22 protein-coding genes are annotated in these 26,887 nt (G+C 72.5%); 11 read left to right on the top strand and 11 right to left on the bottom strand.

Annotation, left to right across the window (positions count from 1 at the left end):
* Positions 1 to 6: 6 nt before the first annotated feature.
* Entirely contained in the window at positions 7 to 1,548 is a 1,542-nt protein-coding gene (locus ACFYOU_RS13170; protein WP_389766425.1) for a tryptophan halogenase family protein, read from the bottom strand.
* A 451-nt stretch (positions 1,549 to 1,999) separates the two neighbouring features.
* On the opposite strand from ACFYOU_RS13170, the gene ACFYOU_RS13175 reads away from it, so the two are divergent.
* From ACFYOU_RS13175 to ACFYOU_RS13190, 4 genes are all read left to right on the top strand, one after another.
* Positions 2,000 to 3,298, top strand: coding sequence for an MFS transporter (locus ACFYOU_RS13175; RefSeq protein WP_391305383.1), 1,299 nt, complete (start codon positions 2,000 to 2,002; stop codon positions 3,296 to 3,298).
* A gap of 205 nt (positions 3,299 to 3,503) precedes the next feature.
* Positions 3,504 to 4,052, top strand: a complete 549-nt coding sequence (locus ACFYOU_RS13180; RefSeq protein WP_391305792.1) for a TetR family transcriptional regulator — start codon at positions 3,504 to 3,506, stop codon at positions 4,050 to 4,052.
* Positions 4,049 to 4,456, top strand: a complete 408-nt coding sequence (locus tag ACFYOU_RS13185; protein ID WP_391305385.1) for a DUF6069 family protein — start codon at positions 4,049 to 4,051, stop codon at positions 4,454 to 4,456. The genes ACFYOU_RS13180 and ACFYOU_RS13185 overlap by 4 nt, the downstream gene beginning before the upstream one ends.
* A 768-nt stretch (positions 4,457 to 5,224) precedes the next feature.
* On the top strand, positions 5,225 to 6,058 hold the full coding sequence (locus tag ACFYOU_RS13190; RefSeq protein ID WP_391305387.1) for a helix-turn-helix domain-containing protein: 834 nt from the start codon (positions 5,225 to 5,227) through the stop codon (positions 6,056 to 6,058).
* Here the strand turns inward: ACFYOU_RS13190 and ACFYOU_RS13195 are convergent.
* From ACFYOU_RS13195 to ACFYOU_RS13225, 7 genes are all read right to left on the bottom strand, one after another.
* Positions 6,048 to 6,473 (bottom strand): hypothetical protein, encoded by a 426-nt coding sequence (locus tag ACFYOU_RS13195; protein ID WP_391305389.1) that lies wholly within the window; start codon positions 6,471 to 6,473, stop codon positions 6,048 to 6,050. The genes ACFYOU_RS13190 and ACFYOU_RS13195 overlap by 11 nt on opposite strands.
* Positions 6,455 to 7,348, bottom strand: a complete 894-nt coding sequence (locus ACFYOU_RS13200; protein ID WP_391305391.1) for a DUF4365 domain-containing protein — start codon at positions 7,346 to 7,348, stop codon at positions 6,455 to 6,457. Before ACFYOU_RS13200 ends, ACFYOU_RS13195 begins: the two co-directional genes overlap by 19 nt.
* 9 nt (positions 7,349 to 7,357) lie before the next feature.
* Entirely contained in the window at positions 7,358 to 8,713 is a 1,356-nt protein-coding gene (locus ACFYOU_RS13205) for an MFS transporter (RefSeq protein WP_391305393.1), read from the bottom strand.
* Positions 8,710 to 9,825, bottom strand: a complete 1,116-nt coding sequence (locus tag ACFYOU_RS13210) for a pyridoxal-phosphate dependent enzyme (protein WP_391305395.1) — start codon at positions 9,823 to 9,825, stop codon at positions 8,710 to 8,712. Before ACFYOU_RS13210 ends, ACFYOU_RS13205 begins: the two co-directional genes overlap by 4 nt.
* Positions 9,826 to 9,951: 126 nt before the next feature.
* On the bottom strand, positions 9,952 to 10,380 hold the full coding sequence (locus tag ACFYOU_RS13215) for a hypothetical protein (RefSeq protein ID WP_391305397.1): 429 nt from the start codon (positions 10,378 to 10,380) through the stop codon (positions 9,952 to 9,954).
* 145 nt (positions 10,381 to 10,525) lie between these two features.
* Positions 10,526 to 10,978 (bottom strand): hypothetical protein, encoded by a 453-nt coding sequence (locus tag ACFYOU_RS13220; protein ID WP_391305399.1) that lies wholly within the window; start codon positions 10,976 to 10,978, stop codon positions 10,526 to 10,528.
* Between the two features lie 172 nt (positions 10,979 to 11,150).
* The gene (locus tag ACFYOU_RS13225; RefSeq protein WP_391305401.1) at positions 11,151 to 13,607 is read right to left on the bottom strand and encodes a polysaccharide lyase family 8 super-sandwich domain-containing protein; all 2,457 of its coding nucleotides are present in this window, start codon (positions 13,605 to 13,607) and stop codon (positions 11,151 to 11,153) included.
* Between the two features lie 468 nt (positions 13,608 to 14,075).
* On the opposite strand from ACFYOU_RS13225, the gene ACFYOU_RS13230 reads away from it, so the two are divergent.
* From ACFYOU_RS13230 to ACFYOU_RS13260, 7 genes are all read left to right on the top strand, one after another.
* Positions 14,076 to 15,188 carry a substrate-binding domain-containing protein gene (locus tag ACFYOU_RS13230; RefSeq protein WP_391305403.1) on the top strand — a complete coding sequence of 371 codons (1,113 nt, stop codon included), beginning with the start codon at positions 14,076 to 14,078 and terminating at the stop codon, positions 15,186 to 15,188.
* A 150-nt stretch (positions 15,189 to 15,338) separates the two neighbouring features.
* Positions 15,339 to 17,105, top strand: coding sequence for a beta-galactosidase (locus tag ACFYOU_RS13235; protein WP_391305405.1), 1,767 nt, complete (start codon positions 15,339 to 15,341; stop codon positions 17,103 to 17,105).
* A gap of 180 nt (positions 17,106 to 17,285) precedes the next feature.
* Positions 17,286 to 18,599 carry an ABC transporter substrate-binding protein gene (locus ACFYOU_RS13240; RefSeq protein ID WP_389766410.1) on the top strand — a complete coding sequence of 438 codons (1,314 nt, stop codon included), beginning with the start codon at positions 17,286 to 17,288 and terminating at the stop codon, positions 18,597 to 18,599.
* Between the two features lie 175 nt (positions 18,600 to 18,774).
* Positions 18,775 to 19,623 carry a carbohydrate ABC transporter permease gene (locus ACFYOU_RS13245; RefSeq protein ID WP_385753474.1) on the top strand — a complete coding sequence of 283 codons (849 nt, stop codon included), beginning with the start codon at positions 18,775 to 18,777 and terminating at the stop codon, positions 19,621 to 19,623.
* Positions 19,624 to 19,625: 2 nt separating this feature from the next.
* Complete coding sequence (locus ACFYOU_RS13250; protein WP_391305408.1) at positions 19,626 to 20,552, top strand: ABC transporter permease subunit; 927 nt, start codon at positions 19,626 to 19,628, stop codon at positions 20,550 to 20,552.
* 44 nt (positions 20,553 to 20,596) lie between these two features.
* Positions 20,597 to 21,577: an NAD(P)-dependent oxidoreductase gene (locus ACFYOU_RS13255; protein WP_391305410.1), complete on the top strand. Its 981-nt coding sequence runs from the start codon at positions 20,597 to 20,599 to the stop codon at positions 21,575 to 21,577.
* Positions 21,578 to 21,700: 123 nt separating this feature from the next.
* Complete coding sequence (locus tag ACFYOU_RS13260) at positions 21,701 to 23,311, top strand: family 20 glycosylhydrolase (protein WP_391305412.1); 1,611 nt, start codon at positions 21,701 to 21,703, stop codon at positions 23,309 to 23,311.
* Positions 23,312 to 23,398: 87 nt separating this feature from the next.
* Here ACFYOU_RS13260 and ACFYOU_RS13265 read toward each other — a convergent pair whose 3' ends face one another.
* Genes ACFYOU_RS13265 through ACFYOU_RS13275 form a run of 3 tightly spaced genes read right to left on the bottom strand, consistent with a single transcriptional unit; the run spans position 23,399 to position 26,726 of the window.
* The gene (locus ACFYOU_RS13265) at positions 23,399 to 24,274 is read right to left on the bottom strand and encodes a sigma-70 family RNA polymerase sigma factor (RefSeq protein WP_391305415.1); all 876 of its coding nucleotides are present in this window, start codon (positions 24,272 to 24,274) and stop codon (positions 23,399 to 23,401) included.
* Complete coding sequence (locus ACFYOU_RS13270; RefSeq protein ID WP_391305417.1) at positions 24,271 to 24,663, bottom strand: VOC family protein; 393 nt, start codon at positions 24,661 to 24,663, stop codon at positions 24,271 to 24,273. Before ACFYOU_RS13270 ends, ACFYOU_RS13265 begins: the two co-directional genes overlap by 4 nt.
* A 53-nt stretch (positions 24,664 to 24,716) precedes the next feature.
* Positions 24,717 to 26,726 (bottom strand): DUF2264 domain-containing protein, encoded by a 2,010-nt coding sequence (locus tag ACFYOU_RS13275; protein WP_391305419.1) that lies wholly within the window; start codon positions 26,724 to 26,726, stop codon positions 24,717 to 24,719.
* Positions 26,727 to 26,887: the final 161 nt, after the last annotated feature.

Here is a 26,887-nt window from a genome sequence, read left to right on the forward strand (position 1 = left end):
CCGCGGTCAGCGGGACTGGGCGAAGTAGGCGTACTGGCTGGGCAGGGAACGTTTCAGCTCGTCGGCCTGGGCGGCGAGCAGCCGGAACTCCCGCTGCGCGGCGGTGGGATCGAGGAGCCGCAGCCCGGGCGACGGCGACAGCGGAATGCCGCCGAGTCCGAGGACCATGCACACATAGGAGTACGCCTCGAATCCGTGGTAATGCGGATAGACGGACTCGGCGTGCGGGAGTTTCGTCCGCCACTGTTCGATGCGTTCGGCGAGGGAGTCGGGGATCTTCCGGGTCTTGGTGTCCTTCCAGTACGCGTTGTCCGCGCGGGCGGCAGCGTAGTAGTGCAGGACGAGGAACTCCCGTACCCCGTCCATGCAGCGACCGACGAGCCGGTTGTAGGAGTCGCGTAGTCCGGGGTTCCAATCGGAGTCCGGGAAGTGTTTGACGAGTTGTTCCACGGCGTGCTGGATGAAGAAGATCCCGGTGGATTCCAGCGGCTCGACGAATCCGCTCGCCAGTCCCACCGCGACGCAGTTGTTGACCCACGAGCGGCGGGTGCGGCCGATCCGCATGCGGAGGTGATTGGCCTCCAGGTCGTCGGCCGCGGGGCCGACGAAGGCGCGCAGGGTGCGTTCGGCGTCCTCGGCCGAGCAGTAGTCGCGCGCGTAGACGTACCCGGTGCCGATCCGGCCGTACAGGGGGATCGTCCAGATCCAACCGGCGTCCTGGGCGGTGGCCGTGGTGCAGGGGCGCAGGCCCCGGCGCTCCATGTCCACGGGGACCCGCAGGGCCACCGCGCTGTCGTTGGGCAGGGTCTCCTGGTACGAGTCGAAGGGCTCGCCGACCGCCTCGTTGATCAGCAGGCCGCGGAAGCCCGAACAGTCCACGAAGAGGTCACCGGCCAGGTCACCGCGGGTACGGGTGGCCACATGGGTGATCCAGCCGCGTTCGTCCTGCGCCACCCGCACCACGTCGTCCACCACGTGCCGCACCCCCCGGGCCACGGCGTAGTCGCGCAGGTACCCGGCGAGCAGCGCGGCGTCGAAGTGGTAGGCGTAGGGGAACTGGGTGCCCTGTTCGGTCAGGGTGCTGCGGCCGGGCGAACGGTCGGCCAGACCGCCCTCGAACAGCGAACCGTCCAGGTGGCGCGGCGACCTCTCGTTGTCGCAGAGGGTGCCGACGAGGAAGCACTCCTCGTCGAAGCGACCGGCCGGGGAGGATCGGGCCAGCCACCAGTCGGGCAGGGAGAAGCCGGCGACCACCCGCTGCCGCTCGAACGGGTGGTAGAAGTGGTGCCCCGGCGCCCGCCAGTTCTCGAACCGGATTCCCAGTTTGTACGTGGCGTTGCACGCGGGCATCCAATCCCGCTCGGCCAGCCCCAGGTACTCGAAGAAATGCCGGACGGTGCTGAAGGTGGCCTCCCCCACGCCGATCGTCGGGACCCGATCGGATTCGACCACGGTGATGGATATCCGGTCCCCGAATGCGGCACTCAGATAGGACGCCGTCATCCAGCCCGACGTTCCCCCACCGACGACGACGATGCTTTCCAGCATGGGCAACCTCCGAGAAGGGCAGGTGCCGTGACCCGCGCGACCGCGGACGGTCCGGCAGTGCTGCGTTGGTGTCGCGGATCTCGCTGTTCTCGCGGATCCCGCTGCTTCTGGTGATTCCAGTGATGGTGCGAGCGCCGAATGCGGCGATGTCCGGAAGGCTAGGCGCATGTGTCGCCGGACGGGGGCCGCTCGCCGGGCGGGGTCGCACGAACCGTGCGCACGCGTGGGCTGGAGCGGGGCCGGGACCGGGCAGGCCACCCGGCGACCCGCACGCACCCGGGTCCCGACGAGGGGTCGCGCACGGTCCGGCACACGGCACCGTCCGTGCCCCCGACGTGCGCTCCGTCCGGGCCGGTGCCAGGCGTAACCGGCGCCGGGTGAGCGGCGTTGGTCCGGTATGTCTACCCGTCGCCCTCCGTCGTCCGCGTCCGGCCGGGGCGGAGCCCCGTCGATGTTGCGGCTCGCGACCGCCTCACTGGTCGGGACCGCCGTCGAGTTCTACGACTTCTTCGTGTACGGCACCGCTGCCGCGTTGGTGCTGGGCCCGTTGTTCTTCCCGTCCTTCTCGCCCCTGGCGGGCACCCTCGCCGCGTTCGCCACGTTCGGCGTCGGCTTCGTGGCCCGTCCGCTGGGGTCCGTCGTGTTCGGGCACATCGGTGACCGCTACGGGCGACGGCCGGTGCTGTTCGGATCGCTGTTGCTGACCGGAGCGGCCACCGTGGCGGTGGGGTGCGTGCCGACGTACGCGTCGATCGGGGCGGCGGCTCCCGCGCTGCTGCTGGTGCTGCGTTTCGTCCAGGGCATCGGCCTGGGCGGCGAGTGGGGCGGGGCGGTCCTGCTCACGGCCGAACACGCGCCCGCCGGCCGGCGCGGACTGTGGGGGAGCTTCCCGCAGATGGGGCCGCCCCTGGGGTTCCTCCTCGCCAACGGCATGATGCTGGCCCTGTCGGCCACTCTGACGGACGATCAGTTCCGGTCCTGGGGATGGCGGGTGCCGTTCTGGGCGGCGGGCCTGCTCGCCGCGGCCGGCCTGGTGCTGCGCTCCTCGCTGACGGAGACCCCGCAGTTCCGCGAACTGAGCGAAACGGGGCAACGCGCGGGCGCCCCCGTCACCGAAGTCCTGCGCGGCCACTGGCGGTTGGTCCTGCTCACCGCGGGCGCGCTGTCCGTGGGGTACGCGACCTTCTACTCGGTGTCGACCTGGGCGCTCGCGTACGGAACGGATCGGGTCGGCGTCAGTTCCTCGGTGATGCTGACGTGCGTGATGGTGGCGGTCGCGGTCAAGGGGGCGCTGACGCCGGCCGTCGCCCTGCTCAGCGACCGGGTGGGCCGGCGTCCGCTGTGCCTGGCGGGCAGCGCCCTCTCGGTGGTGTGGATGTTCCCGCTGGTCGCGCTGCTGGACACCGGGGAACCGGTGCTGATGTTCCTGGGGTTCATGGTGGCGTTGATCGCGTTCATCACGATGTTCGCGGTGATCGCGGCGTACCTTCCGGAGCTCTACGAACCGCGGGTGCGCTGCACCGGAGCGGCGGTGGGCTACAACCTGGCCGGAGTGCTCGGCGGGGCGGTGACCCCCATCGTCGCCACGGCGCTGTCGGAGGGCGCCCGGCCGCCGTGGGGCGTCGCCGGCTGGCTGACCGGGGTCGCGGTGTTGAGCCTGGCCTGTTTCCTCGCCTTGCCCGAAACGCGGCCGGAGCCGGAGCCGGCGTCCGCGCGGGAGACGCCCGGGGAGGAAGCCGCGCGGGTGTAGGGGGCGGCGCTCGGGCCGCGAAGCCGCCGGTGGACGGGGCCCGCTTCCGGAACTTTGCCCTGACGTCTTTACGGAGTGAGTCCTCACTCATTGACGGAGTGAGGACTCACTCCGTAGTCTCGCAGTCATGACATCACCCGATGGGAACCGAAACCGAACCACCCGCCGCCGCGCCCCCGGCATGTCGCCGGAGCAGCGGCGCGCGATGATCGTCCAGACCACGATCCCGCTGATCGCCGAGTACGGCGCCGCGGTGACCACCGCGAAGGTCGCCCGTGCCGCGGGCATCGGCGAGGGCACGATCTTCCGGGTCTTCGCCGACAAGGACGAGTTGCTTCAGGCCTGCCTGGCGGAGGCGCTCTCCCCCGAGCACGCGGTGCGCGAACTCGACACGATCGAGGTGTCGCAGCCGCTGCCCGACCGACTCGTGGAGGCGGCGCAGGCGTTGCAGGCCCATCTGTCCCGCATGGGCGCGATCGCCGGCTCGCTGCACGCTTTGGGGCACCGCGGTGGCAAGCACCCCGGCACGGTGCGCGGCGCGGGTCGCGAGGAGTCGGCGACCCGTATCCGTGCGGCCCTCGTGGACCTCCTGGAGCCCGACCGGGCCGCGTTGCGACGGCCGCCGGAGCAGATCGCGGCCCTCTTCTTCGGGCTGCTCTTCACCCACGCACATCTGGAGGACGAGGTGGAGCTGACCACACAGGACGTGGTGGAGGTCTTTCTGCACGGCGCGCTCGCGGGCGGCACCAAGTGAGCGCGCGCGGTCGGCGCTCGGGGGTCGTGGGCCTCGCGGTCCTGGCGCCCGTCCTGGTGTGGCTGGTCGCGGACCCGGTGTGGGGCCACCGGCTGCGGATCGCCGACGGTGCGCGGACGCTCGACATCGGCGTGGTGGCGGTGGGGTTAGCCGCGCTGCTGGCGGCACTCGCCGGCTGGGGGCTGTTGGCCGCTCTGGAGCGGTTCGGGATACGTCGCGCCCGCGCCGTCTGGACCGGGGTGGCCGTCGCCGTACTCGCCGTGTCCTTCCTACCGTTGACCGGCGACGGCATGGACGGCGGCACTCGGGGCGCGCTGGCGCTGATGCATCTGGCGGTGGCGGCGGTGCTGATCCCGGGCCTGCGCACGAAGCCTCCCGCCGCGACGTCGCGTCGCCGGCGATGACGGCTGGAGCCGTGCCGGAGCCGTAGGAGAGGTCCGGGGGGGGCGGACGCGAAGTCCAGCGACCGCCCCCCCCTGGAACGCACCGCCGACGACAGCACGCACGCCGGCCTGACCGTCCGCGAGTTCCTCACCACCCACCAGCACGCGCCGATCGTCCGCCTCGTACGCGCCAACGACACCGCGTACACCTTCAGCATCAACCTCAACCGCCCCCGCCGGGACGACTGGGACGAGACGGCATGACCCACCGCCACAACCGCGAGCAGGACCGCGCCGTGCGCGCGTACAAGCGGACCCGCCCCCACATCACCCTGGGACAGGCCCGGCACGCCGTCGCCGAGACGTGGGTGCGGGGCTGGCGGAGCTGCTGCGCCAGGCGAACGGCTGACCGGGCGGCACCCGGAGGACGCCCGCACCCGGGGGACCGGGAGGAGACCGCCCGCGGGGCACGGCCGGCCCGACCTGGACCACCCGGCACCGCAAACGGGCCGGAGGGCCTCAGGCCCTCCGAGACCTCGGGAACAGCAGGAACAGCAGGAACAGTGGGGAGCGGAAGGTCCGCAGGGACCGCAGTCGGCCGAAAGGCCGCAGGCCGGGAGACCGGCGCCTGCGGCCCGGACGGGCTCCGCCGGGGGCGGGCCGTCCGGAACGGTCGCTTCCGTCGCTGGTCCGCGGGCGGACACCCGGGGAGGCACCCGGCCCGTCACCCGCGCGGCCCGAGGACATGCACCGGTGGAGCAGGCCGCCGGCCGTACTACGGTCGGGGGCATGACTACTCTCGCGTCCGACACCGGTGTGGGTCCCCTGCTGAGGGGCTGGCGGGAGCGGCGGCGGGTCAGCCAGCTCGAACTGGCCCTGCGCGCCGACGCCTCGGCCCGGCACATCAGCTTCGTCGAGAACGGGCGTTCCCGCCCCAGCGAGGAGATGATCCTGCGGCTCGCGGAGCACCTGGACGTCCCCGTACGGGAACGCAACGCGCTCCTGCTCGCCGGTGGTTACGCCCCCCGGTACACCGAGACGTCGTACGACGACCCCTCCATGGGCGCCCTGCGCGAAGGACTCCAGCGGCTGCTCCACGGCTACGAGCCGTACCCCGCGATCGTGCTGAACGGGGTCTACGACGTGGTCGCGGCCAACCTGGGGATGACCAGACTGCTGGAGGGGGTCGCCGATCACCTGCTCACGCCACCGCTCAACGGGATCCGCATCGTGCTGCATCCGGACGGCATGGCCCCGCGGATTCTGAATCTCCGCCAATGGCGTTCCCATCTGCTGCACCAGATGGAGAGCCAGATGTCCCTGGTGCGTTCGGACCCGCTGCGCGAGCTGTACGACGAGGTGGCCTCGTACCCCTTCCCCGACGGCCATCCGGACCACGGTCCGGGAGGGGCCGACGCGTCGGGCGACCCGGGCCCCGGACCGGCGATGCCGTGCTTCGCGCTGCCGCTGCGGATCGCGCACCGGGGACGGGAGCTGTCCTTCGTGTCGTCGATCTCCACGTTCAACACCCCGATGGACGTGACGGTCGCCGAGCTGGCCATCGAGACCTTCCTCCCGGCGGACGCGGCGACCGTCGACCACCTGAGTTCCCTCAGCGCCTGATTCCGGCCCCGGCCCGCAGCGCACCCCAGTAGAGACCGGCGAGTCCGGCGGGCACGAGGGCCTGGAAGACGATCCAGACGGTGCCGACGGCGCTCGGGTCCAGCCAGAGGAAGGGAGCGGCGAGACTGGCGGCGGTCCATGCGAGATTGACTTCGATCACCACCTTGACCGCACCGGCGGGCGGCTCCCTGCGGGCCACGATCAGGGCGACACCGATGGTGAAGAGGACGAGGAAGGCCCCGCTGCCGAGGAGGACGTCCGGGTCCACCCCGAGCAGTCTGCCCACCGGGCCGGAGGCGGCGAGGTAGACCGCCGCGGTGGGGGCGGTGACCACGGCGTCGACGGCGAGGAAGCGGCGCAGCATCGTCAGGGGCTCGGTGGTGCGGGCGATGCCGGTCAGGAACGTTGCGGACATGGTGTTCGGCCTCCTGCGGAGTCGTGACATCGGTGCGGGTCCCGGAGCTCTGGACCCCGAGGAGGCCGGCCCCCGGACGGAGTGCGCCGCCCGGGTTCCGGTGGGACAAGGCTGCATCCAGGGGCGGGGCCTCGTCGATTACGCGGGAGGTAATGGGGGTGCGGGCCCGGTGCCCCGGGCGGGGCCGCCGGCCGTTGTCGGCAACACCGTGCAAGGCGCCTCCGGGCCGTGGCCGTTCGCGCCGGGAATCCGCAAAGGGGGGCGGTCGAGTGGTGACACGGCCGCATGCCCTCACCAATGGTGAACGGCTTACCGCCGATCGGGACGTCCTCCACCTCACGGAACGACCGGCTTCCGCGACTACGCAGACTGGATCTCAGGTGCGACACCAAGCCCCGCTCGTGCGCCACTCTGACGTCGTCCTGCGCGATGAACTCACGCATGCACCGGACCACCGAAGAGAGCGTTCCCGCGTCCAGGACCGCGTCCTCTGCGATCGGCACGCTCCTAGGTCTCTTCCCTCGGCCCAGTTGCCCGCGAAGGTGGCGAGTGAGGTTGACCCAGAAGAGCTTCCTCAAGTCGGGATCGTAGACGACTCCGATGACGGGGATCCGGCTCCGGGTCCAATCTTCCACGTGATCGCGACAGGGGATCGCGTATCCGACTGACCTCCGGTACTCGACGCCGCTCTTGACTTGCACGGCGACCAGATCACCCGTGCGCTCACCTCGTTCGGTGAAGCTCAGGTAGCAGTCCTCCCCGTAGTCATTGCCCCCGTCGATCTCCTGACCGACAGGGGGGCCGGGGCGCACCCCTCCGTCACCACCGGGATGCGACCCGCTGACGGTGGGGCGGGCACCGTGCGCCCGCCCCACCGTCCGGGCTCAGACGGTCACGGGCCGGGCGGGCGCCAGGCGGCCCGCCCGGTGCAGGGCGTGCAGCGCCACCGCACTACCGAGCCCCAGGACGCCCAACGCGGCCCAGGGCAACGCGGGGGCTCCGGCGGCGCGGGAGGCGTCGAGTGCCGCACCGGTCACCAGGTTCCCGAGCGTGATGCCGATGCCGCAGACCGTGTTGTAGAAGCCGTAGTGCGTGGCCACCCAGCGGCCCCCGGAGAGACGGACCACGATGTCCATCTCGAACGGGTAGGCGATCATCGTGCCGACGGCCAGGAGCAGCGCGGCCAGTGCGGGCGGCAGCGCGGCGAGCAGCCAGCGCGCGGTGCCCGCTTCGGGGACCGGCAGTGCCGTCGCCACCAGCAGGGGGACGAAGGCCAGGCCCATCACCACGAGGCCGATCGCCACCGCGACTCCGGGCTCCCACCGCGCTCCGCACCAGGCGGTCATCCGGGTCTGACCGAGGATCGTGCACAACCCGGACACCACGAAGAGGAGGGCGACGGCGGCGGTTGCGCCCCCTCCCTCGCCGCCGATCCTGCGCACCTCCAGCGGGAGCGCCAGATAGACCTGGAAGGTGAGGACGTACGACCCGGTCATGGCGAGGGAGAACAGCAGGAAGGAACGGTGGGCGAGGATGTCGCGCCACTGGCGGAGCACCCCGCCCCGGGGCCCGTCCCCCGTTGTCTTCTCCGCGCCCGGTTCCGCGCCCGCGCCTGAGCCCGAACCCGGGTCCGGGTCCGGGTCCTGCGCGGCTTCCCGGGGGCGTGGCGGCAGGGCCTTGATCTGGACGACCGACAGGACGGCGAAGAGTCCCGCCGCGACGAGACAGGTCAGTTGGAAGTCGACCCCGGTCAGCACCAGGCCGACGAGCGGGCCGAGCAGGATGCCCGCCTGGTAGAAGACGTGGAACAGGGCGAAGGCCTCGACCCTGCGGTCCCCCGCGTCCGCCGCCAGGTACGCGCGCACCGCAGGGTTGAAGAGCGCACCCGCCAGACCCGTCAATGCGGACGCGGCGATGAGCGCGGGGACGGAGCTGACCAGTCCGAGGGCGGCGAACCCGACCGTCCGCAGGACGCATCCGGCGACGATCATCGGCTTGTGGCCGAGCCGGTCGGCGAGGGTGCCGCCGACCAGGAACATGCCCTGTTGGCTGAAGTTGCGCACGCCGAGGACGAGGCCGACGACCCAGGCCGCGAGACCGAGGGTGCCGGACAGGTGTGCCGCGAGGTACGGCATCAGCATGTAGAAGCCGAGGTTGATGGTGAACTGGTTGACGAGGAGGAGTTGCACCCCGCGCGGATGGCTACGCAGCTGCGCGAGGGTGCCGGCGGCACCGGTCACCGGGCGCCCTCCGCGCGGGCCGTGCCGGCGTCCGTCCCGGCGACGAGCGGGTCACGCACGTCGACGCACCGGGTCCAGCGGACGACCTCCTTCTCGCCCGCGCTGCCCACCACTTCGGGCGCGGGCGGCGGCGGGCCGGTGAGGAGCCCGTGCCGCGTGCAGTAGTCGTCGTCGTACACGGTCGACAGATAGCGCTGCGGCCCGTCGGGGAAGACCGCCGCGATCCGGGCGTCGGGGGCTTCGGTGCGGGCCAACCAGCCGGCGACGAGCGCGACCGCGCCGACGCTCCAGCCGCCCGTGGCGTAGTGGGAGGCGGCGAGGGTGCGGCAGGTCCACACGGCTTCCGCCGGGGCCACCCAGTGGACTTCGTCGAAGAGTCCGTAGGCCACGTTGCGCGGATGGATGCTGGAGCCGAGGCCGCGCATCAGTCGGGTCCGCGCGGGCTGGCCGAAGATGGTCGAGCCCACGGTGTCGACGCCGACGATCCGGACGTCCGGGTAGAGCTGGCGCAGGACCCGGCCCACGCCGGCCGAGTGTCCGCCGGTGCCGACGCTGCACACGAGGGTGTCGACGTGTCCGAGCTGGGCGGCCAGTTCGAGGGCGAGCGGGGTGTACGCGGTGGTGTTGTCCGGGTTGTTGTACTGGTCGGGGCACCAGGAGCCGGGTTCCCGGGCGAGCAGTTCGGTGACCCGGTCGCGCCGCGCCTGCTGCCAACCGCCCACCGGGTGGGGTTCGGTGACGATGTCGACGCGGGCGCCGTACACGGTGAGGAGGCGGGTCATGGACGGTTCGAGTCCGGGGTCGGTCACCAGGGTGACGGGGTGGTCGTGGACCATTCCGGCGAGCGCCAGTCCGAGTCCGAGGGTGCCGCTGGTCGACTCGACGATCCGGCTCCCGGGGAGCAACGTCCCGCGGGAGCGGGCCCGTTCGACCATGTGGAGGGCGGTCCGGTCCTTGATGCCGCCCGGGTTGAAGCCTTCGAGCTTGGCCCAGAAGCCGCGGTCCCGGGGGGTCAGCGGAGCCGAGACCCGCAGCAGCGGGGTGTTCCCCACCAGCGCGGGCAGGGCCGAACCGGTGGGCGGGGTCGTGGTGGTGTCACGTAGGGACTGCATGTCCTTCGCTTTCCTTCGATGGGTGCACGGGTGCGCTCATCTCGCGCCCCGGCTCCGGAGCGGCGGGTGGTGGGCCGCCGGGGGGCCGGTGCGCGGCGGCCGGGGTTCCGGCCGCGGGAAGGCGGTCTAGATCCGCCACCGCGAGGTGTGGACCAAGGTGGCTCTGCCGGTGCGCCCGTCTATGTGACGGCGCAGGGGGCTGCGGCGGCACGCCCTCGGCACGGCCACCACGGCGACGGCGATCAGTGCGGGGGTACCGGGGGCCGGGGGGAAGTCCGGGGCGGCGACCGGCAGTCGCTGGGCCTGGTCGGTGGCGCACTCCTCGCCGCCGTGGTGGTCGCCGGGCTGGTGGTGTTCGGAGCTGGCGGGCGCGGGGGCGGCCGCCACCGGGAGCGGTCCAGCACCGTGGGCGTCCGGTTCGAGGGGGCCGTGGGCGAGGACGCACCACCCCAGGGCGGCGAGGACGATGCCGCGGACGAGGGCGGTCAGGTGGCGGGCGGGAGGAGGGTGGGGGCCGGGTCGGCGGGGGTGAACGGGCGGGCGGTGCTTGGACAACGGGGTTTCTCCGTACGCCCGTTGACCGCACGGGAGGCCGTGGCCTCGGCGGTTGCAGGGCGCGAAGTGGTGGGGGGTGGCCCTCTCGGACGGGCGGAGGGCAGGACGGTGGAGCGGGGCGCACGGCCGGGGCCGTGCGTGCGCTCTACACCTGTTGGACGACGGTGGAGCCGTGGCCCGCGGCAGCTCCGGGCAGGAGCGCCGGCGGCGTTGGGTGGCCGTCCGGGGCCGAGCGCGCGAGGGCCGCGGGACGGCCACCGGGGTCGACGGCCGGGGCCGGGGCGCTGGGGCCCGACGGCAACGGGCCGGAGGCGCAGTGTTCGCCCGGGTGTGCGGGCGCGTGGTCGCCGTCGGGAGCGGTCCGCTGTACGGGAGTGGCGCATGCGTCGGCCGGTGCGGGGCCGTGGTCCGCGGTGGCGTGGTGCGCAGCGGGGGCGACCCCGAGGTGTGCGGCGGCGTGCCCGGCCGCACTGTCGGCGTACACCCCGTGGGTGAGCACCACGCCGAGCAGCAGCAGGACGAGGGCCGACAACCGCAGCAGGGGCCGGACGGGTTGAACCGCCGACGCGTTGCACAGCGGTGACCGGTTCGTCATCACGCCGTGATCGTAGCGTCCCGGCCCGACCGTCCCGGCCGCCACGCGGGCGCAGGGCGACAACCGGCCAGCTATTGGCCGATGCGCGCGGGCCGCCGGGACCGGGAGCTGGTCGGGAGCGGGAGCCGGGCCGACGGGCGGGGCACCTCCACGGAGCGTGGGGGTGCCCCTGCCGTCAGGCCAGGGTCAGGGTCGCGGCGTGCACCGCGCCGAGGGTTCCCGCAGTGATGCGCAGGCGCAGCGCGGCCCCGGTGCCCAGCACCTGGACCGATGCGTCCTTCGCGGTGACGGCGGCGACCGGGGTGTTCCAGGTCAGGTCGATGGCCGCGCCGTCCCGGAGCGGTCCGCTGACCCGGAGCTCCGCGGTGCTGCCGGTGCGTCGGATCAGCACGGAGGCCGGGGCGCTCACCGAGACGGCACCCGCGGTGCCCGCGAACCAGAAGTTGATCCCCGTGAAGCCCAGCGAGGGGACCGAAACGCCTTGGATCTCGTCGGAGTTGGCGAGGACCTGGAGCCAACCGGTGTCGTCGGCGCGCGCCGCGGTCTGGGCGCCGGTCGCCCCGGGCATGAGGACGTAGGCGTAGGTGGCCCAGGTGGGATCGGTGCCGTGGTCGCACCAGAGGGTGACGTATCGGCGGCTCACCGGGTCCGTGGTGCCGCCCGTGTTGATGTCGGACCAGGCCCCGGTCCGGGTTTCGCGCAGGGCCTTCAGCGGGGCGCCGCCCGGGAAGACGTAGCCGCCGTGTCCGGCCAGGTGCGCCCACCGGGCGGCGGGGAAGGTCGCGGTCCAGCCCTGGGCGGCGGGCTGGGCGGTGCCGTCGACGGTCAGGGTGTGGGTGCCGGCCGCGCCGAGGTTGCGGTTGTCGACGACGGACTCGATGCCGACGCCGTCCCGGGCGTGGATGCCGGCGCCCAGGCACACCACCGCGTCGTCGAGGAAGAACCAGGACTTCTTGGCCTTGAGGGTGGAGGACAGGCCCTTGAGGTACTGGCCGACGGCCCCGTACGTGCCGTCGGTGGCGCCGCCGACCCAGCGCACGTCGGGACGGGCCGCGCCCCAGGCGCCGCCCGCGCCGTCGGCCAACTTCTTCGTGGAGGCCGTCGTGCCGGGCAGCCGGTAGGGATCGACGGTGGGCCAGAAGCTGTCGCTGTACTGGCCGTTCGCGAAGTCGCTGCCCCACCAGTAGAGCATTCCGGAACCGCTGTGCCAGGCGCGGAGGTTCTCGCCGTTCCCGTTCTCGTAGTAGGTGATGCGCCGGGAGGCCATCGAGACGTTCGCTGCCCAGCCGGGGCGACGGTGCACCGCACGGTCCATGGCGGGGAAGAGCCGGTGACCGACCGGCTCGGGGGCGGCCGGCCCGGCGCCGTCGTTGACGGCTTTGAGCCGGGCGAGTTGGGCGACGCCGAGCGCGGGGCTGGTGAGCAGGGGGTTGATGGTCGCGCGGGCTATCCAGCCCTTGACCATCGCGTCCATGCTGCTGCGCTCCGCGGGGGAGCCGCTGCGCGCCAACAGGGCGATGCAGGCGATGATGGCGTGGCCGCGCAGGTGGTCGTCCTGGCGCACGGCCCGGGTGTCGGACTTCTGGAGGCCCCGACTGATGGAACGGCCGGAGACGCTGTCCATGGCGAGGCCGTTGTAGAGGAACGGCGCGTACGCCTGGCCCACGGAGTCCAGTACGATCTGCCGGCCGCTGTCGGTGACCTCCCACTGCGACCCCTTGAGGAGGGTGAACAGCAGGGACAGTCCGCCGAGCATGACGGACCCGTAGGAACCGGTGTAGGGAACGGTGCTGTGCTGGATGAACGACCCGTCGGCGTACAGTCCGTCGCCGGAGGTCACGTAGGGGAAGACGGGGGACAGCGCGTCGCGGGCCGTGGCGATCTTGCCGGGGGTCTTGCCGACGACGCCGCGCAGCGCGAGGACCCGGCACAGGTCGACGCGGTTGGCGCCCGTCGAGGTGCCGGTGTACGAGGCGACCACGCTGTCCGGGACGAAGTGGTCGATCGCGGCCATCCAGTTGGTCAACCGGGCGGCGCCCAGGTGGTCGTAGAGGTGGACGCAGATGTCGAGCAGCGCCTGCGGGATGCCGATCTGCCAGTTGTACCAGTTGCCGTACCGGGCCTGGCCGGCGTTGAACGCCTGGGTGTGCAGGTGGTCGAGGCCGGTCAGCACGTCGGCGAGCAGGCCCGGGTCGCCGGTGAGCCCGGTGCCCGGCTGGGCGTGGGCTTCGGCCAGTGTGCGCAGCCGGTGGTAGCTGATGCCGAGGTTGCCGGAGAAGGTGTACGACTCGGGGTCGAGGTCGGGCTCGGGGTCCGCGTACGGCAGGTCCGGCCACAGGGAACCGTTCGCCGGGTTCATGGTGGTGCGCAGGGTGCCGGCCGTGGCTCCGAGTGCGGTCAGCTTGGCCGCGTACGGGGCGGCGGCGGGGTCGAATCCGGTGCCGAGCACCAACTCGCGCCACTTCAGCCGCAGGACGTCGTACACGTCGGTGGTGGCGTGTGCGGGGAGGGCGGAGACTCCGACGAGCGGAACGGCGGCGGCGGTGGCGATCGAGAGGCGCAGCAGGGTGCGTCGGGAGAGGGCGGGGCGCGGCTGCGGTGCACGGGACGGTCGGGACGCTGCTTCGGACATGGGCAGGACCTCCGGGCGGACGAGCGGCCGGACGGGGGATCCGGCACGCGGGCGTATCGGGGCTGGGGCAGCTGAAGGGGGCTGCGGACAGCCGGGGACGAGCAGGAGCGAGCAGGGGAAGGCGGGGCACGGGGACGGGACGGGGCGACGAGCGCGCGGGAACGTCTGCGGGACCTCCGCGGAAGGGAACGAGAAGGAACGAGAGAGGGGCGAGAAAGGGGCGACGCTCGCAACGCTCAAGAGTGAGCGATTTCTAACATGCCCGCTCAAGAAGCGGCAACGGTCTGCACATCTCAGCACTGAATTGATTGTTCGAACACAAACGTTCACAAACGATCGGCCACCGGCTAGGCTTCGGCTCAGCCGGGGAGGGCCGGCGGGCGGGGGCGGGTCGGTCCCGGGGAACCAGCAACGGGACCCGGGCGACCGAACGGCCCCCGCGGACAAGGACTAAGGAGACCCATTCACGTGCACGCCGAAGAACGGCACCAGGCGATTCTGCGCAGGCTCCGGGAGCACGGCTCGCTGCGGGTCACGGAGTTCGCCGAGGAACTGGGGGTCTCCTCGGTGACCGTCCGCCGTGATGTGGAGGCCCTCGCCGAACGGGGAATGCTGGACCGGGTCCACGGGGGTGCGGTGCAGCGGTCCGGTCGCCGGGAACCCGCGGGCGGCGCCCCGCGCACTCCGCTCGGCGGGACGCCCCGAGCGGTCCCGGCGGGGGGCGCCCCCCGCACCTTCGGGCTGATCGTTCCGGCCGCCGACTACTACTACCCGGACGTCATCAAGGGTGCGCGGGCCGCCGCCGCGGCCCGCGGCATCCGGCTGGTCCTCGGCATCTCCCAGTACAGCCCGGCCGAGGAGCAGGCGCAGGCCGCACAGTTGCTGGAGGACGGGGTCGACGGGCTGCTCATCACCCCGTGCGGTCCGGCGGCTGACCAGGCGTGGCTCAACGCCTTGACGGTTCCGCACCTCCTCGTGGAACGCCGCCCCGGCCCGGGGCTCGCGGACACCGAGAGCGTCGTCACCGATCACGCCGCGGGCGCGCTGGCCGCCGTGCGCCACCTCGCCGACCTCGGTCGCCGCCGCATCGGGCTGCTGCTGCGCGAGGACAGCCCGCACACCCCGCTGGTCGAGGAGGGCTACCTCGCCGGACTCGCCGCGGCCGGACTCGACCCCGCAGCCGCGCTCAGGTTGCGGCTGTCGCCGCCGGGCACCGATCCGGCGGGGCGCTCGGCCCCCGTCGAGCGCTTCGCCGACGCAGCGGCGGCCGGCGAACTCGACGGCGCCCTCGTCCACAACGACCACGACGCGATCGTGCTGCTCCAACGGCTGCGCGCACGGGGGCTGCGCGTCCCCGACGACCTCGCGATCGTGGCGTACGACGACGAGGTCGCCGCCCTCGCCGACATCCCGCTCAGTGCCGTCGCGCCGCCCAAGCTCGCGGTGGGCGCCAGTGCGGTCGGTCTGTTGGCCGATCGGCTCGCCGACCCCGGACGTCCCGGGCACCGGCTCGCGATCCTGCCGGAGCTGCGGGTGCGCGCGTCCAGCGCCCCCACGACCCCGGCGCACCCCGGCACGTAGTCAGCGCCCCGCGCCGACCCGTCCGGCCCCGAACCGTCCCGTAGCGCCTTCGCTCCAGGGGGGTGGTGCGGACCCGCATCCGCCGGTCCGCACCACCGCCCTGCCCTCCGACGCCCCGGCCCACACCCGATTTCTCCCCAGGAGTTCCCGATGTTCCGTGTGTCCCCCGAAGGGTTCTCCCTCGACGGCAGCCCGGTGCGCCTGCTGTCGGGTGCCCTGCACTACTTCCGGACGCTGCCCGAACAGTGGCCCCACCGGCTGGGCCAACTGCGCGCGATGGGCCTCAACTGCGTCGAGACCTACGTTCCGTGGAACCTCCACGAACCGCGGCCGGGCAGCTACGACTTCTCGGGCCCGGCCGACCTGGACCGGTTCCTGACCGCCACCCGGGAGGCCGGACTGCACGCGATCGTGCGGCCCTCCCCCTACATCTGCGCCGAGTGGGAGAACGGCGGGCTGCCCTGGTGGCTGCTCGCCGACCCCGAGGTGCGGGCGCTGCGCTGCCAGGACCCGGGCTTCCTCGCCCGGGTGGAGCGGTGGTTCGACGAACTGCTGCCACGGCTCGTCCCGCACCAGGCCACCCGGGGCGGCAACGTGCTGATGATGCAGATCGAGAACGAGTACGGCTCGTACGGCACCGACACCGGCTATCTGCGCCACGTGGCGGAGCTGATGCGGGAACGGGGCGTCGACGTGCCCCTGTTCACCTCCGACGGGCCCGACGACTTCTTCCTGACCGGCGGCTCGGTGCCGGGGCACCTGGCCACCGTCAACTTCGGCAGCCGGGCCGGCGAGGCGTTCGCGCAACTGGCGGCCGTGCGGCCGGACGATCCGCCGGTGTGCATGGAGTTCTGGTGCGGCTGGTTCGACCACTGGGGGGACGAACACGTCGTCCGCGCCCCCGAGGACGCGGCGGCGGCGCTCGACGAGATCCTGGCGGCGGGCGGGCAGGTGAACCTGTACATGGCCCACGGCGGGACCAACTTCGCCACCTGGGCCGGGGCCAACACCAAGGACCCCGTCACCGGCGAGCGCTACGCACCGACCGTCACCTCCTACGACTACGACGCCCCGATCGACGAGCGCGGCGGGGTGACGGAGAAGTTCCACGCCTTCCGGGAGGTGCTGAGCCGCTACGCGGACGCCCCGCCGCCCGAACCCCTGCCGCTTCCCGCGCTGTTGCCGTCGGGTCGGGTGGAGCTCACCGGTTCCGTGCGCCTCTTCGACGTGCTCGACCGGCTGGGCACCGGGGAGCCGGTGCGCTCCCCCGAGCCGCCCTCGTTCGAGGAACTGGGCCTCGCGCACGGACTCGTGCTCTACGAGACGACCGTCCCGGGGCCGCGCGGCCCCTACCCGCTGTCCGTGCAGGGACTCGCCGACCGGGCCCACCTGTACGTGGACGGTCGACCCAGGGGCGTACTGGAGCGGGACGGGGAGCAGCAGGTGCCCGAGGTGTCGGTGCCGGCCGGCGGGGCGCGGGTGGGACTGCTGGTGGAGTCCATGGGGCGGGTGAACTACGGGATGGGCCTCGGCGACCGCAAGGGGGTGCGTCGGGTGCTGCACACCCAACAGGCCCTGCACGGCTGGTCGGCGCGGGCGGTGGAGCTGGGGCACGGCACGCCCGAGGGTCTGCCCTGGGGTGCGGCCGGCGAGGGGCCGGGGCCCGTCTTCCACCGGGGGCACTTCGAGGCGGCGGAGCCCGCCGACGGGTACCTCGCGCTGCCCGGCTGGACCAAGGGCTACGTCTGGGTCAACGGGTTCTGTCTGGGCCGGTACTGGGACCGCGGACCGCAGCGCACCCTGTACGTCCCCTGGCCGTTGGTGCGCGCCGGACGCAACGAGGTCGTGGTGCTGGAGCTGGACGACGCTCCCCCGTCCCCGGTGGTGGAGTTCCGGGACGCGCCCGACCTGGGCTGATGCACCCTTCCGTTCGTTCGCACACCCGTGTCCGGACATAGCCCTCCTGATCGACCGTCGAACGATCGAAACCGTTCCGAGATGATCGTTCGCTCATTCACTCTTGACCCTGATCGTTTTTGGTCGAAAGATGTTCGCCAACTCGCCGTCATCAATCGGCCTTTTTCGAGGAGTAGTGCAATGAAGCCCACCTCCATCAAGTCCCCCATGGCCCTCGTGGCAGCCGTGGCCTCGTTGGCCCTCGTCGCCGCCTGCGGCAGCGGCGACGAGGACGCGTCGGGCTCCGCCGGAAGCCCGGACAAGCCGGTGACGATCGACTACTGGTCGTGGATGCCGGGCACCAAGGAAACCGCCGAGGCGTTCAACAAGTCGCAGAAGAACGTCCGCGTGCGCTTCTCCGAGGTGCCGGCCGGGCTCGCGGGCGGCTACGACAAGCTCGCCAAGGGGGTGAAGGCGGGCAACGCGCCCGACGTCATGAACGTCGAGTACCAGGCCCTGCCCGACCTGGTCACCCAGGGCCTCATCGCCGATTCCTCCGAACTGCTCGGCGACACGGTGAAGAAGGCACCCCAGCAGGTGCAGGACCTCGTCACCCTCGGCGGCAAACAGTGGGCGGCCCCGTTCGACGTGGCCCCGCAGATGATGTACTACCGCAAGGACCTCTTCGAGAAGCACAAGATCCCGGTCCCCAAGACCTGGACCGAGTACGCCGAGGCCGCCGAGAAGATCAAGAAGGCGGACTCCAAGGCCCGCATCACCGCGTTCTGGAGCGACGACACGGCCACCTGGGCCGCCCTCGCGCAGCAGGCGGGCGCCACCTGGTACACCGCCGAGGGCGACTCCTGGAAGGTCGACATCAACGACGCGGCCACCAACAAGGTCGCCGACTTCTGGGGCGGACTGGTCAAGGACGACCTGGTCTTCAACCACAAGGCGTGGAGCCCCGAGTCGACCAAGGCCACCGCCGACCACCGCGTGTACACGCGGATCAGCGCCTCCTGGGGCGCGGGCGCCCTCAAGACCGAGCAGCCGGACCAGGCGGGCAAGTGGGCCTCGGTGGCGCTGCCCGGTTGGGGGGACGGCAAGACCGGCATGGTGGGCGGCTCCTCCTTCGCCGTGGTCAAGGACAGCAAGAAGGCCGCGGCCGCCGCGGAGTTCGTCACCTGGGCCACGACCTCCGACGAAGCGGTCAAGGCCCGGCTCGCGGCCGGCACCTCCTCCGCGCTGCCCGCCGACGAGAAGCTGCGCGACGTCGCCAAGCAGTCCTTCGACACCGCGTACTTCGACGGTCAGGACCTCTACGCCGCGGCCTCCGAGCAGGTGCCCAACATCAACGCCGGCTGGGTGTGGAGTCCCGTCCACAACGCCACCTCGGTCGAGTTGACGGCGGCGCTCGGCAAGGCCTCCGACGGGGACTTCTCCGCCGCCCTCGCCAAGGGCCAGGCCACCGCCGAGAAGCTCATCAAGGACCGCGGGCTCAAGCTCGCCGAGTGAGGCCCGCCGGGATCCACCGGGCCCGCCCCGACCCCCGGTCGGGGGCGGCCCGGAACCGGCCCCCCGCTCCCCGCACCCCTCGTCACCCACCAAGGAGCCCCTGGTGACCACAAGGCTCTCAGGCGGCGCGTCCGCCGCTGCCCGCCGCGGGCAGCGCGTCGCCGCGACCCTGCTGATAGGCCCGTTCCTCCTGCTCTTCGTCCTCACCCTGATCGTCCCGATCGGCTACGCGGCCTATCTGAGCCTGTTCCGTGAGCAGTCCTCGGGACTCGGCTTCGGGGGCACCGAAACCCTCTTCGCCGGCCTGGGCAACTACACCCGCGCCCTGGCCGACCCCGGCTTCCAACAGGGGTTCGTGCACATCGCCGCCTACTGCGCCGTGTACATCCCGGTGATGATCGGCGGAGCCCTGTTCCTGGCCCTGCTGATCGACTCGGCGCTCGCCCGGGCCAAGCGCTTCTTCCAGCTCGCGGCGTTCCTGCCGCACGCGGTGCCCGGACTGATCGCCGCGATCATCTGGGTCTTCCTCTACACCCCGGGGCTCAGCCCGATCCACCAGTTCCTGGAGTGGTTCGGCACGGAGGCCGACTTCCTGGGGCCGAACGCGATCCTGTTCTCCATGGTCAACGCCGCCGCCTGGCAGTGGATCGGCTACAACATGGTCATCTTCTACGCGGCGCTCCAGGCCATTCCGCGCGAGACGCTGGAGGCCGCGATCGTCGACGGCGCCGGCGGGCTGCGCACCGCGCTGTCCGTCAAGCTGCCGATGATCCGCTCCTCGGTGGTGCTGACCACCCTGTTCACCTGCATCGGCGCGATCCAGTTGTTCACCGAGCCCGAGACGTTCCGGCTGCACGCCCAGGGCCTGTCGCCCGAGTGGTCCCCGACGATGTTCATCTACCAGGCGGCCTTCTCCAAGCACGACTTCGGCCTCGCCGCCGCCGCGTCCCTGTTGCTGGCCCTGCTCGGCATCGCCCTGTCGTTCGTCGTCACCAAGCTCGGCAACCGGTGGAAGGAGGCGTGAGCATGACCACCCTGACCCCCGAGGACGCCCGTCGGACCGCTTCGACGGCGACGTCACCCGCCCAGGAGCCGTCCGGCTCCGGACGGCGGCCCCGCACCCAGCGCTTCTCGCGCGCCGCGGTCAACTCCGTGCTGATCGTGATGTCGTTCTACACCCTGATGCCGGTCCTGTGGCTGCTGTTCGCCGCCACGAAGGACAACGGCGACCTCTTCGGCAAGCCCGGCTTCCAGCTCGGCGACTTCAGCCTGCTGTCCAACCTGTCGGACCTGTTCACCTACCAGGACGGCGTCTTCGGCCGCTGGCTCGCCAACAGCGCCCTGTACTCCCTGGTGGGCTCGGTGCTGTCCACGATGCTGTGCGTCGCGGCGGGCTACGCCTTCGACAAGTACCACTTCGCGGGCAAGGAGCGGATCTACGGCTTCGTCCTGCTCGGCCTGCTGGTGCCGGCGACCGTCGTCTCGCTGCCGATCTACCTGCTCGCCTCCAAGGTGGACCTCGTCAACACCTACTGGGCGGTGCTGATCCCGTCCCTGGCGAACCCGTTCGGCGTCTACCTCTCCCGGGTGTTCTCCGAGGGGTACGTACCGGGCGAGACGCTGGAGGCGGCCCGGATGGACGGCGCCGGGGAGATCCGCACCTTCGTCTCGATCGCGCTGCCGATGCTGAAGCCCGCGTTCATGACGGTGTTCCTCTTCTCCTTCACCGGCAGTTGGAACAGCTTCTTCCTGCCGCTGGTGATGCTCAACGACCAGAACCTGTATCCGGTCGGACTCGGCCTGTTCAACTGGAACGCCAACCTGTCGCAGTACCCGGAGCAGTACGCGCTGTTGATCACCGGCTCGCTCGTGTCGATCCTCCCCCTCGTCCTGGCCTTCCTCTGCCTGCAACGCTACTGGCGCTCGGGCCTGACCGCCGGAGCCGTCAAGTGACCGACGCCGCCACGTCCCCCCACCGCCCGCGGACCGTTCTCGCGATGGCGCCCGAGGTGCGCGACGCCCTGTTCGACGACGAGACGCTGAACCTGCTGACCCAGGTCGCGGACACCGACCCGGCCCTCGTCGTCACCGACTTCCACGACCCCGCGGTGGCACCCGCCCTCGCCGGCGCCGAGGCGCTGTTGACCGGGTGGGAGTGCCCGCCGCTGGACGCGCGGGCACTGGAGCTGATGCCCCGGCTGCGCACCGTCGTGCACGCCGCCGGGTCGGTGAAGCACCACATCACGGACGCGTGCTGGCAACGCGGCATCACGGTCGCCTCCGCCGCGGGGGCGAACGCCGTGCCAGTCGCCGAGTACACGGTCGCGATGGTCCTGCTGGCCGGCAAGGGCGTGCTGCCCGCCGCCGCCGCGTACCGGGCCAAGCGCACCTGGATCAGCCCCATCGACACCATCGGTCGCGGCGGCAACTACCGTCGGACGGTCGGTGTCGTGGGTGCCTCCCGCATCGGCCGCCGGGTGATCGAACTGCTCCGCCCGTACGACCTGGAGGTCCTGCTGTACGACCCGTACGTCGACGCCGAGCAGGCCGCGGCGCTCCGGGTCCGCACGGTGGACCTGGACGTGCTCGCCCGCTCCAGTGACGTGGTCACCATCCACGCCCCCCAACTGCCCGACACCCACCATCTCTTCGACGCCCAGCAGCTGCGGCGGATGCCGGACGGGGCGACGCTGATCAACACGGCGCGCGGCTCCCTGGTGGACACCGAGGCGCTCACGGCGGAACTGGTCAGCGGCCGGTTGAACGCCGTGCTCGACGTCACCCAACCCGAGGTGCTGCCCGCGTCCTCACCCCTGTACGAGCTGCCGAACGTGCTGCTCACCCCGCATGTGGCCGGATCGCTCGGCAACGAGTTGACCCGCATGGCGCGGGCCGCCGTCGACGAACTCGCCCGCTACGCCGCGGGTCTGCCGTTCGCCGACCCGGTGCGCCCGGACGCCCTCGCCCGGTCCGCGTGACCCGTGCGGCCGGTCCGCGCCGGATCGACCCCGGCGCGCACCGGCCGCACGTCCACGCACCCCGTACCCGGTCCCGTCCGCCGCACGGATCCGGACCGCCGCCCGACCGATGTTGGAGTCGCGATGCTCATCCCCCGCCCGGCCGAACTCGACCCCGGTGAGGGCGCGTTCACGATCACGCCCACCACCCCGATCAGCGCCGACCCGCCCTTGGAGCGGGCCGCCCGGTGGCTCCGGAGCACCCTCGCCCCCGCGCTCGGCGGACCCCCGCCCGCCGAGGGGGACGGACCGGCCGTCCGCTTCCGGCACGCCCCGGACCTCGCCGAGGAGGCGTACCGGCTCACGGTCACCCCGGGCGGGGTGCTGGCCGAAGCGAGCGCGCACCCCGGCGCCTTCTACGCGGCGCAGTCGCTGGTGCAGTTGTTGCCGCCCGCGGTGTACCGCAGCGCGGGGGCGCCGCTTGCGCTGAGGCTGCCCGCCGTCACCGTGGCCGACGCGCCCCGGTTCGGTTGGCGCGGCACCCTGATCGACGTGGCCCGGCACTTCCTGCCCAAGCGGGAGGTCCTGCGCTACCTCGACCTGATGGCCCTGCACAAGATCAACGTGCTGCACCTGCACCTGACGGACGACCAGGGGTGGCGGATCGAGATCAAGCGCTATCCCGCGCTCACCGAGACCGGCGGCTGGCGCAAGGGGTCCACCGTGGGGTCGTCGCGCCACGGTCGTCACGAGGACCGTCCGCACGGCGGTTTCTACACCCAGGACGACATCCGCGAGATCGTGGCGTACGCCGCGGAGCGCGCCATCACCGTGGTGCCGGAGATCGACCTCCCCGGTCACACCCAGGCCGCGATCGCCGCCTACCCCGAACTCGGCAACAGCGACGCGCCGGTGGAGGTCCGCACCGCCTGGGGGCCGGGCGAACACGTCCTGAACGCGGAGGAGTCGACGCTCGCGTTCTTCCGGAACGTCTTCGACGAGGTGCTGGAGCTGTTCGACTCCCGGTACGTGTGCATCGGCGGGGACGAGTGCGTGAAGACCGAGTGGCGCAGCGACGCACGGGTCCAGCAGCGGATGCGCGAGCGGGGTCTCGCCGACGAGGACGCCCTCCAGTCCTGGTTCGTGCGGCACTTCGACGAGTACCTGACCGCGCGCGGGCGGGCGCTGTTGGGCTGGGACGAGATCCTGGACGGGGGCCTCGCCGAGGGCGCGACCGTGATGTCGTGGCGGGGCACGGGCGGAGCGGTCGCCGCGGCCCGTGCCGGGCACGACGTCATCGCCTGCCCGCTCACCGACGTCTATTTCGACTACCGCCAGTCGGACGACCCGGACGAGCCGATTCCGGTGGGCTGTGTGATCGGCCTGGCGGACGCCTATGCCTTCGAGCCCGTTCCCGAGGGCCTGTCGCTGAGCGAGACGGGTCATGTCCTCGGTGGTCAGGCGCAGTTGTGGACGGAGCCGGTGGACGGTCCACGGGCCCTCGACTACTTGGCCTTCCCGCGGCTGGCCGCGTTCGCCGAGGCCGTCTGGACGCGCGGACCGCGTGACTACGCGGAGTTCGAGCCGCGGCTGGTCCACCATCTGGCCCGGCTCGACGCGCTCGGGGTGGAGTACCGTCCGCTGGCCGGGCCGCACCCCTGGCAGCGACGTCCCGACGCGCTCGGCTGGCCGCGGTCGCGCGCCGAGATGCTGGACGACGTGTTGGGCGGCCCGGAGCCGACGCCCGGCGACTGACCCGTCCCCTCCCGCGGGGGTAGGGCCGGGTGCGCGGTCCGTTCCGTGCGCGCACCCGGCCGTACCCCGGCACGGGCCTGCCCCGGCTCAGTCCGGGGCGGGCAGCGGTATCGAGGCGAGTCTGGCCGGGTCGACGACGATGTGGATGCCGGTGATCCGGGCTTCGGTGACGGTGAAGGCCATGACGGAGAGAGGGGTTCCGTCGGGGCGCCAGGACAGGTAGCCGGGGACGCCGTTGACGAGCACGGGTCGGTGGCGGGCGACCTCGCCCGAGAACCTGCGGGCGCCGGCGGCGACCTCGGTGGCGCCGAGGGTGACGACCACGCCGTCCGGGGTGTCGACGGTCAGCTTCACGTCCGGGGCGAGGACGCGCAGGAGCGCTTCGAAGTCGCCGCCGCGGGCGGCGGCGCGGAAGGCCCGGACGACCTCCCGGTGCTCGCGGCCGGGCGCCGTCGTCCGGTCCGCGGCGTGGACCTTGCGACGGGCGCGGCTGGCGGTCATCTTGGCGGCGTCGGCGGAGGTGCCCAGGATCTGGCCGATCTCGCGGAACGGGACCGCGAACATGTCGTGGAGGACGAACGCCAGGCGTTCGCTCGGGCTGAGCGAGTCGAGCACGACGAGCAGGGCGAGGCCGACCGCATCGGCCAGCGCCACCTGCTCGTCGGGCGCGGGGTCGTCGGCGGGCGTCACCACGAGGTCCGCGCACTCCTTCCCGTAGGCGGTTTCGGGGCGGGCCCGACGGGTCCTCAGGAGGTCCAGGCTGAGGCGACCGACCACGGTGGTCAGCCAGCCCGCGAGGTTGTCGATGGTCGCCGCGTCCTGGCGGACGAGGCGCATCCACGCTTCTTGCACCACGTCCTCGGCGTCGGCGTGCGTGCCCAGCACGCGGTACGCGACGGCGCGCAGCCGTTCGCGCTGGGCTTCGAACGCCTCGGTCACGGGGTCGGCCGGGCGGGCGGTCACGGCTTCCGCTGCTGACGGAGCGAGACCCGGTTGCCGTCCGGGTCGACCGCCTCGATGCGGACCCCGAACGGATAGTCCTCGGGTGCGGACTGTTCGAAGACGACGCCGCGCCGGCGCAGGATCTCGACGTCCTTGCGCAGATCGTCGGATTCGAGGACCAGCGGCCCGGGCGAGGCCTGTGGGTCCGGGTCGCCCGGCTGCCCCGCGGCCGTCGCGTGCGGCCACAGGATGATCTGCACCGGGCCGTCGGGAACGCTGACGGTGAGGAAGCGCCCGTCGGGACCCGGGAAGTCGATCCGCTTCTCCAGGCCGAGCCCCTCGGTGTAGAACGCCAGCGCGCGGTCCTGATCGGTGACGTAGACCGTCACGTACATGAGGTTGCTCAACATCCGGTTCTCGATTCACTCGTTGCCGAGAGGACCGTTCGTTTCGGTCCTCGGCCCTATGACGAGTGCCGACGGGAGAAGGTAACCGGACCGGTGTGCCCACCGTCGTGACCAACCGGCCCCGCTCGGTCGGGACGCGGTACGAGTCGGGGGCCCGCGGTGTCCCGGGTGCGGTCGAAACGGACGGTGCGGCCGTCCGGCAGGTCGATCTCCACCCGGGTCTCCCGGACCCGCAGGGTGAGGGGCGGCGGGGCGGCCAGGTCGAGGGGGGCCGCACTGAGGACCGCGCAACTCGCGTACAGGGCGGTGCCACCGGGGTGGTCCGCCGTCAGGTACGGGAGGGCGGCGTGGCGGCCCAGCGCGTTCACGCCCTCGGCCTCGCTGACGCCGAGTCGGTCGTGACCGTGCAGCGGGGCGAGGGCGCTGACGGTGCCGTCGACGCGCACGGCGCTGGCCCAACGGCCGGTTCCGGTCGCCGGCGGGGAGGCGGCGGCCAGCGGGTGGCCGCCCTCCCGGACCCGCCAGCCCGCGGGGGCGGTGACCGCGTGCAGACGTATCTCGAACCGCCCGTGGGCGACGGTGTGGGTCTCCACCCGGACGTCGGGTTCCGGCGTCACGGTGTCGTCCGCACCCGGTCGCAGCGGCACGTACCGGGAGCCGGCCGTGGCCCAGGTGTCGCCGCGCACGGTGCCGAGCGGGGTGAGCGGGCCGCGGCGCAGGGTGGTGCCGTCGGGCGTGGTGAGGACCAGTTGGTTGTCGGGCCGGTGTTCGGAGGGCTCGATCCAGGGGCCGGTCGTGGTGGAGTACGCGAGGCGGGCGTAGAAGGGGTCGTCGCCGTGCGAGCCGAGTCCCGCTCCGTCGCTGCCGTGGTTGTGCAGCCGGACGATGCCGTCGACCGCCGTGCCCTGGACGAGCCAGTTCGCCGGGGCGACCCGGGTCAGGGTGTCCGCCCGTTCGACCGGCAGCGGCTCTTCGGGCGCCGTCCACACCGGGTGGGTGGCGGGCAGCAGGAGTCCGAGGAAGCCCTTGGCCGCCCAGTAGGGCGAGGCGGGGCCCGAGTAGGGCTGGGTCATGGGCAGGAACGCGTCGTACCACCCGAGGGACAGCAGTCCGTCGGGTCCGGGGGCGCCGCGGTCCGCGAAGTGCCGCAGCACGCCGGTGGCGGCGCGGCGGGTGAGCCCGGGAGCGAGCGGTGAGCAGTCGAAGAGGGCGCCGGTCCACAGCGGTGCGGCGGCGGCGAAGCGGTAGGTGAGGGAGCGGCCCTGGTGGAGGGGTGCGCCGTCGGCGCCGACCAGGTGGACGTAGTCCGTGAGGAAGCGGTGCAGCCGCGCGCGGTAGGTGGCGGCCCGTTCCTCGGCGAGCGCCCGGCGCGGTCCCCCGCTGGCCATGCGGGTCCACATCAGCGGATACAGGTGCAGCGCCCAGCCGTTGTAGTGGTCGATGCGGCGTCTGTCGCCGTCGGTGTACCAGCCGTCGCCCAGGTACCAGCCCTCCAGGGCGTCGAGGCCGCGCACGATCTCGTCGTGGCGGTGCTCGGCGCCGGCGGAGCACAGGAACTCCTCGACCAGGGTCTGGAAGAGCATCCAGTTGTTGGGGACGGTGCGGCGCCCCACGAATCCGCCGAGCCAGTCGAGGACGTGTTCCCGGGCGCCCGGGTCCAGTGCGTCCCAGAGCCAGGGGCGGGTCAGGTGCAGGGCCAGCGCCACGGACGCGGCCTCGACCATGGGTTGGCCGCGGTCCGCGGAGATCCTGGGCCAGGCTTCGGGGTGGTCCGGGTCGGCGCCGGCCGTCAGCCCCGAGGCGTACCGGTCGAGCAGGGCGGTCGCCTCGGGGCCGGTGCCCCGGGCCCCGGCGATGCGCAGTGCCGCGAGGAGGAAGGTCCGGGCGAAGCCTTCCAGGGCGTCCGAGTCGGGTCCCGACCAGGAGCTCCGGCCGGGGAGTTCGATGCGGGCGAAGGAGGGCGAGGCATGGCGGGTGACGGCGCTCAGCAGGGCGTCGGCGGCCCGCTCGCAGCGCGCCCGGTCCCATCCCGCGTCGGCCGGTCGTCCGGTGTCGTCGGCGGTCATGCGGTCCCCCGTTTCGTGGAGCGGAGCGCCGGCCGGTCCGGGGCGGGGCCCGTCCATGGCGTGAACGCCCGGGCACCGCACGGCCAGGGCACCGCCCCACCCCCCACCCCAATAGCTCACAGTAAGCACCAAAAGTTACCATGAACAGACGGATTCCCACA

The sequence above is a fragment of the Streptomyces sp. NPDC005955 genome (genome assembly GCF_042871255.1).
Classification (GTDB): Bacteria; Actinomycetota; Actinomycetes; order Streptomycetales; family Streptomycetaceae; genus Streptomyces.

What these genes read in the sequence shown, in the direction of transcription:
- ACFYOU_RS13175 (WP_391305383.1), top strand. Translation starts at nt 2,000, where the DNA reads ATGTTGCGGCTCGCGACCGCCTCACTGGTCGGGACCGCCGTCGAGTTC.
- ACFYOU_RS13275 (WP_391305419.1), bottom strand. Translation starts at nt 26,726, where the DNA reads ATGACCGCCGACGACACCGGACGACCGGCCGACGCGGGATGGGACCGG.
- ACFYOU_RS13170 (WP_389766425.1), bottom strand. Translation starts at nt 1,548, where the DNA reads ATGCTGGAAAGCATCGTCGTCGTCGGTGGGGGAACGTCGGGCTGGATG.
- ACFYOU_RS13235 (WP_391305405.1), top strand. Translation starts at nt 15,339, where the DNA reads ATGTTCCGTGTGTCCCCCGAAGGGTTCTCCCTCGACGGCAGCCCGGTG.
- ACFYOU_RS13180 (WP_391305792.1), top strand. Translation starts at nt 3,504, where the DNA reads ATGATCGTCCAGACCACGATCCCGCTGATCGCCGAGTACGGCGCCGCG.
- ACFYOU_RS13190 (WP_391305387.1), top strand. Translation starts at nt 5,225, where the DNA reads ATGACTACTCTCGCGTCCGACACCGGTGTGGGTCCCCTGCTGAGGGGC.
- ACFYOU_RS13195 (WP_391305389.1), bottom strand. Translation starts at nt 6,473, where the DNA reads ATGTCCGCAACGTTCCTGACCGGCATCGCCCGCACCACCGAGCCCCTG.
- ACFYOU_RS13255 (WP_391305410.1), top strand. Translation starts at nt 20,597, where the DNA reads ATGGCGCCCGAGGTGCGCGACGCCCTGTTCGACGACGAGACGCTGAAC.
- ACFYOU_RS13270 (WP_391305417.1), bottom strand. Translation starts at nt 24,663, where the DNA reads ATGTTGAGCAACCTCATGTACGTGACGGTCTACGTCACCGATCAGGAC.
- ACFYOU_RS13240 (WP_389766410.1), top strand. Translation starts at nt 17,286, where the DNA reads ATGAAGCCCACCTCCATCAAGTCCCCCATGGCCCTCGTGGCAGCCGTG.
- ACFYOU_RS13210 (WP_391305395.1), bottom strand. Translation starts at nt 9,825, where the DNA reads ATGCAGTCCCTACGTGACACCACCACGACCCCGCCCACCGGTTCGGCC.
- ACFYOU_RS13260 (WP_391305412.1), top strand. Translation starts at nt 21,701, where the DNA reads ATGCTCATCCCCCGCCCGGCCGAACTCGACCCCGGTGAGGGCGCGTTC.
- ACFYOU_RS13225 (WP_391305401.1), bottom strand. Translation starts at nt 13,607, where the DNA reads ATGTCCGAAGCAGCGTCCCGACCGTCCCGTGCACCGCAGCCGCGCCCC.
- ACFYOU_RS13250 (WP_391305408.1), top strand. Translation starts at nt 19,626, where the DNA reads ATGACCACCCTGACCCCCGAGGACGCCCGTCGGACCGCTTCGACGGCG.